This is a genomic window from Ruegeria sp. CDSA089 (assembly GCF_059612205.1).
The window spans coordinates 783,775-798,581 of record NZ_JBXWQD010000001.1 but is presented as its reverse complement, the minus strand read 5'-3'; the positions used below and the strand labels follow the sequence as shown (position 1 = coordinate 798,581).

At 59.0% G+C, this 14,807-nt stretch carries 15 protein-coding genes; 6 read left to right on the top strand and 9 right to left on the bottom strand.

Going from position 1 to position 14,807, the window contains the following annotated elements:
* Positions 1-45 precede the first annotated feature (45 nt).
* From AC2FJ6_RS04085 to AC2FJ6_RS04075, 3 genes are all read right to left on the bottom strand, one after another.
* The gene (locus AC2FJ6_RS04085) at positions 46-1,827 is read right to left on the bottom strand and encodes an acyl-CoA dehydrogenase C-terminal domain-containing protein (RefSeq protein WP_496668473.1); all 1,782 of its coding nucleotides are present in this window, start codon (positions 1,825-1,827) and stop codon (positions 46-48) included.
* Between the two features lie 46 nt (positions 1,828-1,873).
* Positions 1,874-2,275, bottom strand: a complete 402-nt coding sequence (locus AC2FJ6_RS04080; RefSeq protein WP_170770163.1) for a MerR family transcriptional regulator — start codon at positions 2,273-2,275, stop codon at positions 1,874-1,876.
* Positions 2,276-2,551: 276 nt separating this feature from the next.
* Entirely contained in the window at positions 2,552-2,920 is a 369-nt protein-coding gene (locus AC2FJ6_RS04075; protein ID WP_170770165.1) for a MerR family transcriptional regulator, read from the bottom strand.
* 113 nt (positions 2,921-3,033) lie between these two features.
* On the opposite strand from AC2FJ6_RS04075, the gene AC2FJ6_RS04070 reads away from it, so the two are divergent.
* The 3 genes from AC2FJ6_RS04070 to AC2FJ6_RS04060 are packed head-to-tail and all read left to right on the top strand — an operon-like array spanning position 3,034 to position 5,293.
* Complete coding sequence (locus AC2FJ6_RS04070) at positions 3,034-3,453, top strand: PaaI family thioesterase (RefSeq protein WP_170770167.1); 420 nt, start codon at positions 3,034-3,036, stop codon at positions 3,451-3,453.
* The gene (locus tag AC2FJ6_RS04065; protein ID WP_170770170.1) at positions 3,453-3,971 is read left to right on the top strand and encodes a PaaI family thioesterase; all 519 of its coding nucleotides are present in this window, start codon (positions 3,453-3,455) and stop codon (positions 3,969-3,971) included. The genes AC2FJ6_RS04070 and AC2FJ6_RS04065 overlap by 1 nt, the downstream gene beginning before the upstream one ends.
* A gap of 5 nt (positions 3,972-3,976) precedes the next feature.
* Complete coding sequence (locus AC2FJ6_RS04060) at positions 3,977-5,293, top strand: MATE family efflux transporter (RefSeq protein WP_170770172.1); 1,317 nt, start codon at positions 3,977-3,979, stop codon at positions 5,291-5,293.
* On the opposite strand, the gene arsC is transcribed toward AC2FJ6_RS04060, so the two are convergent.
* The 4 genes from arsC to AC2FJ6_RS04040 are packed head-to-tail and all read right to left on the bottom strand — an operon-like array spanning position 5,290 to position 7,449.
* The gene (arsC, locus tag AC2FJ6_RS04055) at positions 5,290-5,631 is read right to left on the bottom strand and encodes an arsenate reductase (glutaredoxin) (RefSeq protein WP_496668471.1); all 342 of its coding nucleotides are present in this window, start codon (positions 5,629-5,631) and stop codon (positions 5,290-5,292) included. The two genes, AC2FJ6_RS04060 and arsC, sit on opposite strands and share 4 nt — an antisense overlap.
* Positions 5,628-6,686 (bottom strand): quinone-dependent dihydroorotate dehydrogenase, encoded by a 1,059-nt coding sequence (locus AC2FJ6_RS04050; RefSeq protein WP_480874580.1) that lies wholly within the window; start codon positions 6,684-6,686, stop codon positions 5,628-5,630. Before AC2FJ6_RS04050 ends, arsC begins: the two co-directional genes overlap by 4 nt.
* On the bottom strand, positions 6,683-7,114 hold the full coding sequence (locus AC2FJ6_RS04045; RefSeq protein WP_170770177.1) for a DUF1330 domain-containing protein: 432 nt from the start codon (positions 7,112-7,114) through the stop codon (positions 6,683-6,685). Before AC2FJ6_RS04045 ends, AC2FJ6_RS04050 begins: the two co-directional genes overlap by 4 nt.
* Positions 7,111-7,449 carry a DUF952 domain-containing protein gene (locus tag AC2FJ6_RS04040; protein WP_170770179.1) on the bottom strand — a complete coding sequence of 113 codons (339 nt, stop codon included), beginning with the start codon at positions 7,447-7,449 and terminating at the stop codon, positions 7,111-7,113. Before AC2FJ6_RS04040 ends, AC2FJ6_RS04045 begins: the two co-directional genes overlap by 4 nt.
* 108 nt (positions 7,450-7,557) lie before the next feature.
* Between AC2FJ6_RS04040 and AC2FJ6_RS04035 the strand changes: the two genes are divergently transcribed.
* Positions 7,558-9,135 carry a bifunctional metallophosphatase/5'-nucleotidase gene (locus tag AC2FJ6_RS04035; RefSeq protein ID WP_170770181.1) on the top strand — a complete coding sequence of 526 codons (1,578 nt, stop codon included), beginning with the start codon at positions 7,558-7,560 and terminating at the stop codon, positions 9,133-9,135.
* A 60-nt stretch (positions 9,136-9,195) separates the two neighbouring features.
* Here AC2FJ6_RS04035 and AC2FJ6_RS04030 read toward each other — a convergent pair whose 3' ends face one another.
* Positions 9,196-10,848, bottom strand: coding sequence for a tetratricopeptide repeat-containing sulfotransferase family protein (locus tag AC2FJ6_RS04030; RefSeq protein WP_170770183.1), 1,653 nt, complete (start codon positions 10,846-10,848; stop codon positions 9,196-9,198).
* A gap of 45 nt (positions 10,849-10,893) precedes the next feature.
* Here AC2FJ6_RS04030 and AC2FJ6_RS04025 point away from each other — a divergent pair, with 45 nt between their 5' ends.
* On the top strand, positions 10,894-11,559 hold the full coding sequence (locus AC2FJ6_RS04025) for an SOS response-associated peptidase (RefSeq protein WP_170770185.1): 666 nt from the start codon (positions 10,894-10,896) through the stop codon (positions 11,557-11,559).
* 44 nt (positions 11,560-11,603) lie between these two features.
* Positions 11,604-12,656 (top strand): tRNA 2-selenouridine(34) synthase MnmH, encoded by a 1,053-nt coding sequence (gene mnmH / locus AC2FJ6_RS04020; RefSeq protein WP_170770187.1) that lies wholly within the window; start codon positions 11,604-11,606, stop codon positions 12,654-12,656.
* Here mnmH and selD read toward each other — a convergent pair.
* Positions 12,647-14,806: a selenide, water dikinase SelD gene (selD, locus tag AC2FJ6_RS04015; RefSeq protein WP_170770189.1), complete on the bottom strand. Its 2,160-nt coding sequence runs from the start codon at positions 14,804-14,806 to the stop codon at positions 12,647-12,649. The genes mnmH and selD overlap by 10 nt on opposite strands.
* Position 14,807: the final 1 nt, after the last annotated feature.

The following is a 14,807-nucleotide window of genomic DNA, read 5'->3' as shown; positions in this document are numbered from 1 at the left end:
TTGCGAAGTCCGGCTGCAAGACAAAATCCTGCAGCCGGTTTTGGATCAGAAGTTCGCCGCATCCAGAGCCATGACAGTGTCAGCACCGGTCTGGATACGCGCCAGATGCAGGCCGGTGGCCGGCAGGCGACGCGCCATGTAGAACTGGCCGGTGGCAATCTTTGTCTGGTAGAACTCGGTATCCGACGCCCCGCCGTCAAGGGCCGCATAGGCTGCTTTTGCCATTTGCGCCCACACCAAGCCTAGGCAGACATGGCCGAACATGTGCATGAAGTCGTTCGAACCAGCCAGTGCGTGGTTGGGGTTCTTTGCACCGTTCTGCATGAAGTACATGCCAGCCGCCTGCAGATCCTTGGACGCCGCCTTGAGCGGTTCGATGAACGCCTTGTCAAAGGCTTCGTTCTGGCCACCGTTTTCCTTGCAGAAATTCTTGACGATGTCGAAGAAGGCCATGACGTGCTTGCCGCCATCGGTAGCAAGCTTACGACCCACCAGATCCAGCGCCTGAACGCCGTTTGCGCCTTCGTAGATCATGGCGATACGGGCGTCGCGGGTGTATTGCGACATGCCCCATTCCTCGATGTAGCCGTGGCCGCCGTAAACCTGCTGAGCTTTGACAGTCATGTCATAGCCTTCGTCAGTCAGGAAACCTTTGATGACCGGCGTCAGCAGCGAGATCAGGCCGTCTGCATCTGCATCGCCAGAACGATGTGCTTGGTCGATCAGTGTGGCACCCCACAAGATGAAGGCACGCGCACCTTCGGTAAAGCTTTTCTGATCCATCAGGCTACGGCGAATATCGGGGTGGACGATCAGCGGATCGGCCGGGCCATCGGGGTTTTTCGCTCCGGTCACGTCACGGCCCTGCAGGCGGTCCTTGGCGTATTCGACAGCGTTCTGATAGGCGGCCTCGGCTTGTGCCAGACCTTGCATACCCACACCCAGGCGCGCTTCGTTCATCATGGTGAACATGGCGCGCATACCTTTGTGCAGATCGCCCAGCAAAAAGCCGGTGGCTTCGTCATAGTTCATCACACAGGTCGAGTTGCCGTGGATGCCCATTTTCTCTTCGACCTTGCCGACCGAAACGCCGTTGCGTTCGCCCAGCGAGCCGTCTTCGTTGACGATGAACTTGGGCACGATGAACAGCGAGACACCCTTGATGCCCTCGGGGCCGCCGGGGATTTTGGCCAGAACCAGGTGGATGATGTTGTCGGCCATGTCGTGATCACCGGCCGAGATAAAGATCTTCTGACCTGACACCTTATAGCTGCCGTCGTCCTGCGGTTCAGCCTTGGTGCGCATCAGGCCCAGATCGGTGCCGCAATGCGGTTCGGTCAGGTTCATGGTGCCGGTCCATTCACAGCTGACCATGTTGGGCAGATAGGTGGCCTTCTGCTCGTCGGTGCCGTGGGCGAGAATGGCCGAGGCCGCGCCGTGGGTCAGACCCTGATACATGGTGAAGGCTTGGTTGGCGGACTGAAAGAACTCGCCCACCGCGCTACCCAGGACATAAGGCATGTTCTGACCGCCGAATTCCTCGGGCATATCCAAGCCGGTCCAGCCGCCTTCTTTCATCTGCTCGAAACCGTCTTTGAAGCCGGTCGGCGTGTAGACGACTCCGTTTTCGTGGCGCACACCTTCGGTGTCACCCACAACGTTCAGCGGGTGCAGGACGTTTGTTGCGATTTTGCCGGCTTCCTCGAGAACGGCACCGGTGAATTCGGCTTCCAATTCGTCGTAACCGGGGATTTTCGACCCCGAAACGTTGAGGACTTCGTGCAGAATGAACTGCATGTCTTTTGTTGGCGCGTTATAGACGGGCATAAGAAGCTCCCTTTAATCTCAAATGTCCGGAGGTGGGGCCGCAGGGCTACTCGGCGGCTTTCTTTTCGTTCTTCATCGAGGCGATCACTTTCTCGCCCCAACGCAACTGTTCCTTCAGATCGTCGATGGCCTGCGTCAGTTCTTCGCGGCGGGCCTCCATATCGGTCAGACGCTCGCGGGCGATCTCAAACGTGCGGGTCATCTGCGTCATCTGCTGATCCCCCACATGATACAGATCCAGAAGTTGCCGGATTTCTTCTAGGCTAAAGCCAAAGCGCTTGCCGCGCAGAATCAGTTTCAGGCGCGCCCGGTCGCGTTTGGTGAACAGGCGTTTTTGCCCCTCGCGGATCGGGAACAAAAGTTCTTTGGCCTCGTAAAACCGCAATGTGCGCGGCGTGACGTCATAGGTCTCGCACATTTCACGAATGGTCATCAGATCTTCGGTCATGGTTTCAGCACTCTTGTCACTGGCGTCTATCAAGTACAGTTGCGCAGTCGATGCGCCACTTACAACACGGAGATGACGTTCACGTAATGCAAACGCTACGTCACAACTTTAGTTGACGTAACTTCCGTTTGCGTCAAGTCCGTTTGAGGGTGAAATCCCCAACGTCACGTCACGTTATTTTCAGATTTCGACAGCTGGCCAACACTCAATTGAAACGGGAATTGCAACAGCAATCCCTTTTGCGGGGCTTCAAGAGGGCCGCAATAGGCGTTGAGGTCAATCCAGCGACCTGGCGGTCTGATCGCGCATGGTTTTCAGAGCGTCGATCGCCTCATCCAGTTGCTGCTTTTGCTTGTGTAGTTCAACTAATTGGACATCGGCCAAGTCGACAAAAGCCTTCATCTGCGCCTGGTTGCCCTGATCTTCGTATATCAGCAGCCATTGGCGGATGTCTTCCAAGGGAAAGCCGTATTTGCGCCCCCGCATGATCAGCGTCATGCGGGCGCATTCGCGTGGACCATAGAATCGCGCCCGGCCTTCGCGGTCGGGCTGCAACAGCTCGATATACTCATAGTAGCGCAGGGTGCGCGGTGTCACATCGAACTGGGCGCACATCTCTTTGAATGACAAACGGTCGTCGGGCATTCCTGATCTCCTCTGGCGCAGCCTATGACCTACGCCTGACAAGCGCAACAGGTGGGCTTGCTCTTTTGCGGGCCACGCGCTCATAAAGGGAGAAACCAAGAAGGTACAAATAGATGGTCGACAAAGCTGCTATCGCGCGTCAGTTCATCGAGGCGATCCCACATGCCAGGGCGCTGGGCATGACGCTGACTGAAATCGGTAACGGAGAGGCTGCGATTACAATGCCCTATAACGTGGAATTGGTGGGCGATCCGCGAACTGGGGTCATCCATGGCGGCGCTGTATTTGCCGTTCTGGACACCTGTTGCGGCGCCGCTGTCATGAGCCACCCGTCCGCGCCCGGTGGCACGGCGACCATCGATTTGCGCATCGATTATATGCGCGCGGCAACCCCGGGTCAGACCATCACCACGCGCGCGACCTGCTACCACATCACCCGTAACGTGGCCTTCGTACGCGCGACCGCGATGGACGAAAATCAGGACCTGCCGGTGGCCACGGCCTCGGGCTCTTTCACGGTGGAGGGGCTCTGATGGCGCGCAAACGTCCCGAACCCGTGCAAGTGGTCAAACAGCGCCGGGACGCGGCGCTGAACGCGATTGTCGATGGAGTGCCTTATATCCGATTCATGGATTTCAGCTTTGACCGGCGTGGGGATGAGCTGACCGGGGTGTTGAACTATGACGAAAAGCTCATCGGAAACCCGATCCTTCCCGCCCTGCATGGGGGCGTCACCGCAGCCTTCCTTGAGGTCACGGCCGTGATCACCTTGAGTTGGGAGTATTTCCTGCCCAGCATCGAGAGCGGTGAGCTGGATGCCGAGCAGATCGCGCGGGATGAGACGATCCGCTTTCCCAAGACTGTGGATTTCACGGTCGATTATCTGCGATCCGGTCTGCCGCGCGATGCCTATGCGCGGGCTATCATCAGCCGGTCGGGGCGTCGCTATGCCTCGGTCCGGGTCGAAGCATGGCAGGACAATCATGCGCGCCCTTTTGCGCAGGCCACGGGTCATTTCCTGATGCCACAACCTAAGACCATGGATAGCTAGCCTCCATGCAGGACGCTTCGGCGCCAATAACGCATGGACGGGTGCTGAAGATTGCCCTTCCCATTGTGTTGTCAAACGCCACCGTTCCGATTTTGGGCGCGGTCGATACCGGCGTTGTGGGCCAGATGGGGCAGGCGGCCCCCATCGGAGCCGTCGGCATGGGCGCGGTGATCCTGTCAGCGATTTACTGGATTTTCGGGTTCTTGCGCATGGGCACGACCGGTCTTGCAGCGCAGGCGCGCGGCGCAGGCGATACAGCCGAGACCGGTGCGCTGTTGATGCGCGGCCTGCTACTGGGCGGTGCCGCTGGTCTTGTATTCATCGCTACGCAAGTATGGGTGTTCTGGGGGGCCTTCGCGCTGTCCCCGGCCAGTCCCGAGGTCGAGTCCCTGACCCGCGCATACCTTGAAATTCGCATCTGGGGGGCGCCGGCGACAATAGCGCTTTATGCCGTGACCGGCTGGTTGATAGCAATCGAACGCACGCGCGGCGTGTTCCTGCTTCAGATCTGGATGAACGGGCTGAACATCCTGTTAGACCTTTGGTTTGTTCTGGGGCTGGGCTGGGGTGTCGAAGGCGTCGCCATCGCCACTTTGATCGCCGAGTGGAGTGGTCTGGCGTTGGGTCTGTGGCTGTGTCGCAGCGCGTTCGGCGGCAATCAGTGGCGCGACTGGCCCCGCATATTCAACGCCGCGCGTTTGCGTCGGATGGTGCAGGTGAATGCGGATATCATGATCCGGTCGGTCCTGTTGACGGGCTCATTCACCACCTTCCTGTTTGTGGGGTCCGATCTGGGCGATGTTAATCTGGCGGCCAATCAGGTCCTACTGCAGTTTCTGGAGATCACGGCTTTTGCGCTGGACGGATTCGCCTTTTCAGCCGAGGCGCTGGTGGGCGGCGCAGTGGGTGCGCGGGACCGGTATCAAGTGCGGCGGGCTTCGGTCTTGGCATCGCAGTGGGGTGTGGGCGGAGCCTTTGCCTTGGGCGCAGTGTTCTACCTTGCCGGGCCTGCGCTGATCGACCTGATGTCCACCTCGCCCGAGGTTCGTCTGGCTGCGCGAGAATACCTGATCTGGGCGGCGCTGGCCCCGGTGATCGGGGTGGCAAGCTGGATGTTTGACGGCATCTATATCGGGGCAACCTGGACGCGGGATATGCGCAACGCGATGATCCAGTCGGTTGCGATCTATGTGGTCGCCCTGTTCTTACTGGTGCCGACGCTGGGCAATCACGGCCTTTGGGCCGCGTTGATGGTTCTGAACATTGCGCGGGGATTGACCTTGGGCTGGCGCTATCCCCGGCTTGAGGCGCAGATCTCTTAAAGCAGGTTCAGCAGGTTCTCGGGCGGGCGTCCGATGGCGGCCTTGTCGCCATTGATCGCCAGAGGGCGCTCGATCAGGATCGGGTGTTCCGCCATTGCCGCGATCAGTGTGTCCTCTGACGTGGTTTTGGTCAGCCCGAGTTCCTTGAACTGTTTTTCACCCGTCCGCATCATGTCGATGGCGGGTACGCCCAAAAGGGCCAGTGTCGCGCGCAACTCATCCGCCAAGGGCGCGTCTTCAAGGTATTTCCGCACCTCGACCTGCGCGCCTTTTTCCTCAAGCAACGCCAGCCCCGCGCGGGATTTGGAACAGCGGGGGTTGTGCCAATAGTTGATCATAACCAGTCCTCTCGTTTGCTGCCCACGGCTTGCGCGACCGTGTCGAACCCGTCGCGCGCCAGAAGTTTATCCAACCCCTGCGTGATCTCAGCGGCCAATGAGATGCCGCCATAAACCATCGCCGTGTAGAACTGCACGGCAGAGGCTCCGGCGCAAATCTTGGCATAGGCCTGTTCCGCTGTGCTGATCCCACCAACACCGATCAGAGGGATTTGACCTTCTGTCAACTGGCTCAGCCGGGCTAATACGCGGGTGGATTTCTCGAACAGAGGTGCGCCGGACAGACCTCCGGCCTGATCCTTATGCACACTTCGCAGCCCGTCGCGGGACAGGGTGGTATTGGTGGCGATCACCGCATCCACGCCGGTTTCCCGAGCGACATCAGCAATGTCTTGCAATTCGTCTTCGGTCAGATCGGGGGCGATCTTCAGGAAGACAGGCAGGGGACGGGCCAGGGCATCGCGGGTTTCGATCACTCCGCCTAGCAACGCACTGAGCGCAGCCTTGCCCTGTAGGTCGCGCAGTTTCTCGGTGTTAGGGGACGAGACATTGACCGTCGCGAAATCCAGATGTGCCGCGCAATGGGCCAGCACCTTGGCAAAGTCGCCGGGGCGGTCGTCGCTGTCCTTGTTCGCACCCAGGTTCAGGCCGATCACAGCGTCTTTGGGGCGATCCGCCAGACGAGTGGCCATGACCTCCATGCCTTCGTTGTTGAAGCCAAAGCGGTTGATGGCGGCCTTGTCTTCGGACAGGCGAAACAGGCGTGGTTTGGGGTTACCGGGCTGCGGGCGTGGGGTCACGGCACCGACCTCGATAAACCCGAAGCCCACGCGGGACAGAGGTGTCAGAACCTCGCCGTTCTTGTCGAAACCAGCGGCCAGCCCAACCGGGTTGGGCAGATCAAGCCCAGCCACCTGTGTGCGCAACCGGGACGAGGTCACAGGACCGGGCGCGGGGGCTAGCCCCGCTTTCAACGCCGTGATCGACATCCCATGCGCGGCTTCCGGATCCATCCGGTGCAGGGCGGCAAGGCCCAGTTTCTCGGTCAGTTTCATCCGAAGCTCTCTCTGCCTTGGGTCGGCGCGCACCGGATAAGCCGCGACGTGTCCACCGCTGCCTGACGATGCACGACCGCTTTTTGGTAATCCGGGTCCGTGACCATTTCCATGAACGCATGAGCGGTGGGATAGCTGGCGATAAAGACTGCGTCCCAAACCTCGTCCTGCGGGCCGATCAGGGTTGTTTGAAACGCGCCGCTCCATAGAATATGCGCGCCGATACGAGCGATGATCGGGGCGGTGTCGCTCCCGTAGTTGCGATAGGCCTGCGCGCCGGTCAGACCGGCAGCGGCCAGATCGTGGTCATCCGGGTACGCGGCCTTGGCGCGGAATTTCACCAGATTGAGCATCTCGATCGGATGATCGCGGTCCAGATCCTTGAACGCCGCGAACTGCGCGCGATCTGGGTCGACGTAGCGGGTCATTCCATCTCCTCGGGGAACTGGTGGGCCTGTCCGTCAAAAGGCAAAGGCTTGGCCCAATGCACATCCGTCATCCTGATCTGCCGGTAGAGATGCGGAAACAGCGCGCCCCCGCGCGAGACCTCCCATTTCAGGTCGTCGCCCATCGCGTCGGCGTCGCAGGCCAACAGGGTCAGACCGTCGATCCCGGCGAAATGCTTGGCCGCTGTCTCGGCTGCTTGCTCGGCCGTCGAAAAATGGACATAGCCATCCGCCACATCAATCGGAGCACCGTCCGTCGCCCCATCGGACTGCAAAGCGGCCCATTCGTCGGCCCGGAAAATCTTGTAAATCAGCATGGGGCCGTGATGCCTCGCACGGCGGGTAGAATCAAGCTGGATTTCCCCCTTTGACTCTTTGCGCAGCACGGCGCACGATCACAACAAATAACAATTGGGAGTTTGAACATGTTCACCCGCTTACTGACATCGGTCGCCGTTCTGGGCCTGACAGCAGGCATGGCCGCAGCCGAATATAAGCTGACGATCCTGCATACCAACGATTTCCACGCCCGGTTCGAACCGATCAACAAATATGACAGCGGCTGCAGCGCTGAAGACAATGCCGAAGGCGAGTGCTTTGGTGGCTCGGCCCGTTTGGTAACGGCAGTGAACGATGCCCGTGGCCGTGCCGAGAACTCGATCCTTGTGGATGGCGGAGACCAATTTCAGGGGTCCCTGTTCTATACCTATTACAAGGGCAAGGTCGCGGCTGAGTTCATGAACAAGCTGGATTATGACGCGATGACCGTGGGCAACCACGAATTCGACGACGGGCCCGAGGTTCTGCGCGGTTTCATCGACTCGGTCGATTTTCCAGTGCTGATGTCGAACGCCGATGTCAAAGACGAAGAGCTGCTGACCGACAAGATCAAGAAATCGACCGTGATTGAAGTGGGCGGCGAGAAGATCGGCCTGATCGGTCTGACCCCGGAAGACACCCATGATCTGGCCTCACCCGGCCCGAACATAACCTTCTCGGATCCGGTCCCGGCGGTGCAGGCCGAAGTTGACAGACTGACCGGCGAGGGGGTGAACAAGATCATCGTACTCAGCCATTCGGGCTTTGGCGTGGACCAACGCGTGGCCAGCGAAACAACCGGTGTCGATGTGATCGTGGGGGGACATTCCAACACGTATCTGTCCAACGTCTCGGACAAGGCGGCGGGTCCCTATCCAACCGTGGTGAACGGGGTCCAGATCGTTCAGGCTTATGCCTATGGCAAATTTCTGGGTGAGCTGAACGTGACCTTTGACGACGATGGCAATGTGGTCGAAGCCGCGGGCGAGCCACTGATCATGGACAACACTGTGACCGAGGATCAGTCGGCGCTGGATCGCATCGCGGAACTGGCCGTGCCGCTGGACGAGATTCGCAACAAGGTTGTGGCAAGTGCTGCTGACGCGATTGAGGGCGACCGCGCTGTCTGCCGAGTGCAAGAATGCCAGATGGGCAATCTTGTAGCCGATGCCATGCTGGCCCGTGTTGCCGATCAGGGTGTGCAGATTGCAATTGCAAACTCGGGTGGTTTGCGTGCCTCGATTGATCCGGGTGACGTGACCATGGGCGAAGTGCTGACCGTGCTGCCGTTCCAGAACACGCTCTCAACCTTCCAGATCAGCGGTCAGGGCGTCATTGATGCGCTGGAAAACGGTGTGAGCCAGGTGGAAGAGGTCAAGGGCCGTTTCCCGCAAGTGGCCGGTATGACTTTCACATGGGATCCTGCGGTTGCGCCGAACGAAGGGCGTATCAGCGATGTGATGGTAGCCAAGGACGGGGGCTTTGTCCCGATTGACCCGGCGGCGACCTATCTTGTCGTGACCAACAATTATGTCCGTAATGGCGGCGACGGCTATGACATGTTCGAAGGCGATGACAAGAACGCCTATGATTATGGCCCGGACCTGGCTGACGTGACGGCTGAATATCTGGCCGCCAACGCGCCGTACACCCCGTATCTGGACGGGCGCATTAAGCAGAAATGACACCTTAGGTGCAGAAAACTGATAGGCCGCATCGTACGGATGCGGCCTTTTTTATTGGGATCAGTCGAATTCGTACTCAGGCCAAAGTGCGGGATCGATACCGTCCAGCATTGGCTGAAGATGGTGCCTGACGCTGCGCCATCCGCCGACAGATTTGGTGGAGATTTTGTTGCGCACCTGGTCGATGCTGGCCGTTCTAACCTGTTTTTTGTTCTCTTCCGGATGCATCATCGCATCGGACCACTCGATGCCGCAGAACGCAGCGACCTTCTTGCTGTAGGTCTCGGGATCGGCCACGAGTTTTTCGTAAGGAACGGTCAGGATGCGATCCTCGAACACTTTTTCCCAATGAGCCATATAGCGCCGGTACAGGTTGGCCGTGTGTGCAATAGCCTTTTGGTTTGACGCATAGCGCATCCCGCCTGCGGGAAAGCGTCGGATCCATTTCGACAGCCCTACATCGCGTGGATCGCGCTGCATGTTGATCACCCGCGCATTAGGGAAGGCGGACAGCAAATAGCCCACACGTTGGAAATTATGGGGCATCTTGTCGACAAAGGCTATGGACCCTTCAGGGATCGGAGGCATCAGTTTGCGAAATTCCTGCGCGAACTGAGCGGCAGATGCCGTATCGAAGGTATCCTTGCCTTGCCAGAAGTTAACCGAGAGGTCGGACCCGAGCATAAGTTCACCACAACCAGCAATGTTGGGGTCTGAACTCAGCATCATCTCCATCAAGGTCGTGCCTGAACGCGGTTGGCCGACGACGAATATTGGCAAGGGTCCTTCGCTTACGTCATTTGCCAATATTTGATTGCCTTCAGAAAATTGACGTGTGACCGTGCCCAGTTTTTCCTCTTCGGATTCAAAATTATATGGATTGGAATCGTGCTGAACCGCGTTGGCCTTTTCGAATTGCGGCATGGCCGCGTCCAAGCCATCGATTTTGTGTGTCAGATGCGCCTTGGCAAATTCCAATTCGGATAGCTTGTGTTCCGATCTCTCAATCGCGCTTTCAACGTTTTTGAGCAAGCTTCCGGCTTCCGCACCACCTACCATCGTAGAAAGTTGCAGCAACGAATTGATGTGGTCCGGGTTTTCGTTCAGAATCCGCTCCAGGATAGCCTTGGTTCCCGCCTTGTCACCGCCTTGATGCAAGTTGACTGCCTTTAGTAACGCGACTTTGTGGCTTTCCGGTGCGATCCGGTAGGCATGGTTAATATCGTTTGAACTGTCCTCGTCGAACCCGACCCGCCCATAGGCCCGCGCCCGTGTCGAAAGAAGGTCGACATTGTCAGGGTCTGCGGCCAGCTTTTTGGTTGTGTGATCAATGATCTGACGCCAGTTGTTACCTTTCAGGTAGATTTCATCCAGAACGCGGTTGAGCTCTTTGTTGTTGGGAAAGATCTCAAGTTTCTGTTCGGCATAATCCAGCGCTTTTGGAATCTGGCCGGTTTGCATCAACGCATTGGCCAAATTCTCTACGAATTGCGGGTCTTGCGGCTTCATCCGCGCGGCTTCCACGAAATGCGGGATCGACTTCCTATATTGCTTCATTTCGGTCAGGACAAAGCCTGCGATGGCGTGAAAATCGCTGTCTTTTGGAAACTTCTTCAATCCCAGTTGAGCTTTTTTTAGCGCCTGGTGCGGCTTGCCGGTCTCCAGCGCTGACAAAGCCTTGCTTTTAAGGGTATTGGCTGTTTGGTTTTGCATATGACCCGGTGCCTGTAAGAAGGAAATATAGGTGGTTCATTACCCATGTGCGGACGGTTTGCAATAACTCTTCCCAATGATGCGATGGCTCAGCTTTTTGCCGCGCGGCCGTCCAACAGCTTGCCGGCTGTGCCCAATTTCAATGTTTGCCCCACAAATCAGGTACATGTGGTGCGCGCGAGCGAAAACGGGCGGACCCTGGATCCGATGCGCTGGGGGTTCCTGCCGCATTGGTACAAGACCGAAACCGCTGGGCCCCTGCTGATCAACGCGCGTGCCGAGACCCTGGCCGAGAAATCGGCCTTTCGCGCGGCTTGCCGCGAAAGGCGCTGTCTGATCTTGGCGACGGGGTTTTATGAATGGACCAAGACCGAACAAGGCAACAGGTTGCCATGGTATATTCATCGCCTCGATCATGCGCCCATCGCCTTTGCTGGTGTTTGGCAGAACTGGGGCGCCGAGGAAGCCCGGCAGCCGACCTGCGCCATCGTCACGACCTCGGCCAATGACACTCTGAGTGCGATCCACCATCGAATGCCGCTGATCCTGGAGCCACAGGACTGGCCCTTGTGGTTGGGTGAGGCTGGGAAAGGGGCCGCCCGTCTGATGGTGCCGGGGCCAGAGGGCTTACTGAGCTATCATCGCGTCGATCCTGCCGTGAACTCGAACCGGGCCAGCGGGGCGAGCCTGATCGAGTCCGTCGCTGGTTAAGCGTTCTTCTTTTCAAACCAGCCTGTGCGGGATAGACGGTTGGCATGGTTCTGAAATTCTCCAGCTTGCCTGACCTGTATGCGCATGGGTTTGACACCGTGATCGACGTGCGCAGCCCCGCAGAATATGCCGAAGATCACCTTCCAGGTGCGATCAGCTTGCCGGTTTTGGACAATGAAGAACGCGCGCGGGTCGGGACGATCTATGTGCAAGAAAGCCCGTTTCTGGCCCGCAAACTAGGGGCGGCGTTGGTGTTTCGCAATGCTGCCAACCATATCGAAAACAACCTGTCGCATCATGAGGGCGGGTGGAAACCTCTGGTCTATTGCTGGCGTGGTGGGCAACGCTCGGGCTCATTCACCTGGATGCTGCAACAGATCGGTTGGCGGGCCGAAGTGGTCGAGGGCGGCTATCGCACCTATCGCCGTTTGGTGAACCGATATCTCTACGAGGACCCTCTGCCGCATCGTCTCTTCGCGCTGGATGGCTACACCGGAACTGCCAAAACTGAATTGCTGGCCCGTCTGAACATCCGCGGTGTTCAGGTGCTGGACCTGGAAGGGTTGGCCAATCACCGCGGCTCGCTACTTGGGGAACAGCCCGGGGGTCAACCTAGTCAGAAAGCATTTGAATCCGCGCTTGCGGCGGCGCTCTGCGCCCTTGATCCCGCACATCCCGTGGTGGTCGAGGCGGAATCTTCCAGGATCGGGTCTTTGATCCTGCCGCCCTCACTGTGGACCGCGTTATGTGCCGCGCCGCGCATTCACATTTGCGCACCGCTTGAGGCGCGCTCGGCTTATCTGGTGCGGGCCTATGATGATATTTTATCTGACACCGCTCGATTGCGGGACAGACTGTCTCCGCTCCGGTCTCATCGCGGGCATGAGGTGGTCGACGGTTGGCTTACCCTGATCGAGGCGGGCGACAAGCTGGCACTGACGCAGGCTTTGATGCAGCAACACTATGACCTGGCCTATGCGAAATCCAGCCGTGCCCGGAAGGCGGAAGTGATTGCGCGGGTTGATGTGCCGACGCTGGATGCCAAGGGGTTGGAGCAGGTCGCTTCTCAGGTGCAGACGGTTCTGGATCAGTCCTGAAGGCGCAGCCCTGCGGCTTCGGTCATATGGCCGATCACCACCGCCGGATATCCGGCTTTGTGCAACCGTTCGCAAAGACTGTGGGCCTGATCCGCCGCGACCGCGGCCAAAAGCCCACCTGCGGTTTGCGGATCAAACAACAGATCGGCCTTTCCACCGGACGGCAGATCCAGTGCGATGGAACGATTTTCGTCGAAAATCGTGGACCGGACCCCCAGCGTGGCCAAGTCGAGCGCGCCGGTCATCAACGGAATCGCATCCAGATCCAGCGTTGCGCCACAGCCCGAGGCCTGACACATGCCCATGAGATGCCCCGCCAGCCCAAACCCGGTGACATCCGTCATCGCGTGGGCATCGGCCAGAATCCGAGACGCTTCAGCTTGCGGGTGGGTCATCTGTTCATAAGCTTTGGCGATCCAGTCCCCGTTGGCTTGCCCGGCCATTTCAGCAGCCATCAGGACACCGCTGCCCAGAGGTTTGGTCAGGATCAAAGCATCGCCCGTATGCGCCCCGGACAGGGTGATCGGCGCGCGCGCACACAGTCCGGTCAGGGTGAACCCGATGGTCATCTCATCCCCCATGGAACTGTGACCGCCCACGATCTCGGCCCCAGCTTGGCGGATGACTTCACTGGCAGTTGACATGATTTCGGCCATCGTTCTGCGCTGCAATTCAGGCGTCATGCGGGGTAGGATGATGGTCGCCGTAGCGGCCTGTGGCGCAGCACCCATTGCCCAGATATCACCCAAGGCGTGAACGGCGGCGATGCGTGTCATCTGTACTGGATCATCTGAGACGCTTCGCAGATGGTCCGAGGTGATGACCTGCCGCACGCCACCAGTATGAACCAGGGCGGCATCGTCGCCGGGCAGGGAGTGGATGTCCTCTCGTTGTACCTCGGGCAGGTGTTTCAATGCAGCGTGCAGCGCACCGTGCCCGACTTTGGCACCGCAGCCGCCACACATGGGTTTGTTGCCCAACGCTTCATGTAGACCGCTGGCGTGAAGTCGCGGCACTGCAGGCGGTTCCATCTGGGGCAGGTGGCGAAACTTGTTCATAAAGGTCTGATCAATGTGGTTTTTCCAACGCCACATCAAAGGGCCACTGAACGATGTTCCGAGGCGCTCGCCCAAGGCTGACTTCTCGCCCAGCGAGATTAGTTTCAAATAGTCTTTCTGCGGCTGATACCGGCGCATTCGGCCCGCCCCCAACATGGCCCGCAGGTTGTTGAACAGGATCGGTGCCTCGCGCACCGCGTAAACGCCCGCTTTGGGGCGCGGGTTTTCGGACAGATGCGCGCAATCCCCAGCGGCGAAAATCGCGGGATCGCTGGACTGGAGGAAGCCGTTCACTCGGATAAAACCATCCTGCATCTCCAGCCCGGTATCGGCCATCCAGGCATAAGGGCGCGCTCCGGCTGCGCCTGTCACGAAACTGGCAGGGATTTGGCGGCCATCTTCCAGCACGACGGTTTCGCTGGTGGTCTTTGCAATGGTCGCGCCTTCGATCACGTCAACCCCAAGCCCCTCCATGGCCTTGCGGATGGTTGCAGCGGCCTTGTCCGCTGTCGCCGTCAACGCCTGCGCATTGTCGATCAACGTGACCTGCGCCACACGTCCCTTGGCGCGCAGGGCGTGGGCCATGGCCATCACCAACTCAACCCCGGCCACTCCGCCGCCAATCACAACGACCGAAGCAGGGCCCGTGCGTTCAAGATATTCGCCCCATCTGGCGGCAAACGGACCCAGAGGTTTAGCGGGCACTGCGTGATCAGAAAATCCGGGCAGAGCGGGCATGTCCGAGGTGATGCCAATGTTAACCGAGGCCACGTCAAACGCCACGGGAGGGCGGCCTGGTACGCGCACGCAACGGGTATCCAGATCAATTCCCTCGACCTTGCCCAAAATGACCCGCGCGCCAGCGAACCGGGCCAGCCTCACCAGATCAATATCCAGTTCTGCGCGTTCGTAGTGCCCGGCCACAAACCCCGGCAACATGCCGGAATACGGCGCGGTGGGGCCGGGGTTGATCACGGTCACGCGTGCGCCGGGCAAGGGGTTCATCCCCCATTTGCGCAGCAGCAGCGCGTGCGTATGGCCGCCGCCGACAAGAACCAGATCGCGGGTCAGGGGCAGCGGAGAAGTATGCATC

Excerpts from the sequence above, each read along its gene's own strand:
- AC2FJ6_RS04085 (WP_496668473.1), bottom strand. The coding sequence starts at position 1,827 with ATGCCCGTCTATAACGCGCCAACAAAAGACATGCAGTTCATTCTGCAC.
- AC2FJ6_RS04080 (WP_170770163.1), bottom strand. The coding sequence starts at position 2,275 with ATGACCGAAGATCTGATGACCATTCGTGAAATGTGCGAGACCTATGAC.
- AC2FJ6_RS04075 (WP_170770165.1), bottom strand. The coding sequence starts at position 2,920 with ATGCCCGACGACCGTTTGTCATTCAAAGAGATGTGCGCCCAGTTCGAT.
- AC2FJ6_RS04070 (WP_170770167.1), top strand. The coding sequence starts at position 3,034 with ATGGTCGACAAAGCTGCTATCGCGCGTCAGTTCATCGAGGCGATCCCA.
- AC2FJ6_RS04065 (WP_170770170.1), top strand. The coding sequence starts at position 3,453 with ATGGCGCGCAAACGTCCCGAACCCGTGCAAGTGGTCAAACAGCGCCGG.
- AC2FJ6_RS04060 (WP_170770172.1), top strand. The coding sequence starts at position 3,977 with ATGCAGGACGCTTCGGCGCCAATAACGCATGGACGGGTGCTGAAGATT.
- arsC (WP_496668471.1), bottom strand. The coding sequence starts at position 5,631 with ATGATCAACTATTGGCACAACCCCCGCTGTTCCAAATCCCGCGCGGGG.
- AC2FJ6_RS04050 (WP_480874580.1), bottom strand. The coding sequence starts at position 6,686 with ATGAAACTGACCGAGAAACTGGGCCTTGCCGCCCTGCACCGGATGGAT.
- AC2FJ6_RS04045 (WP_170770177.1), bottom strand. The coding sequence starts at position 7,114 with ATGACCCGCTACGTCGACCCAGATCGCGCGCAGTTCGCGGCGTTCAAG.
- AC2FJ6_RS04040 (WP_170770179.1), bottom strand. The coding sequence starts at position 7,449 with ATGCTGATTTACAAGATTTTCCGGGCCGACGAATGGGCCGCTTTGCAG.
- AC2FJ6_RS04035 (WP_170770181.1), top strand. The coding sequence starts at position 7,558 with ATGTTCACCCGCTTACTGACATCGGTCGCCGTTCTGGGCCTGACAGCA.
- AC2FJ6_RS04030 (WP_170770183.1), bottom strand. The coding sequence starts at position 10,848 with ATGCAAAACCAAACAGCCAATACCCTTAAAAGCAAGGCTTTGTCAGCG.
- AC2FJ6_RS04025 (WP_170770185.1), top strand. The coding sequence starts at position 10,894 with ATGTGCGGACGGTTTGCAATAACTCTTCCCAATGATGCGATGGCTCAG.
- mnmH (WP_170770187.1), top strand. The coding sequence starts at position 11,604 with ATGGTTCTGAAATTCTCCAGCTTGCCTGACCTGTATGCGCATGGGTTT.
- selD (WP_170770189.1), bottom strand. The coding sequence starts at position 14,806 with ATGCATACTTCTCCGCTGCCCCTGACCCGCGATCTGGTTCTTGTCGGC.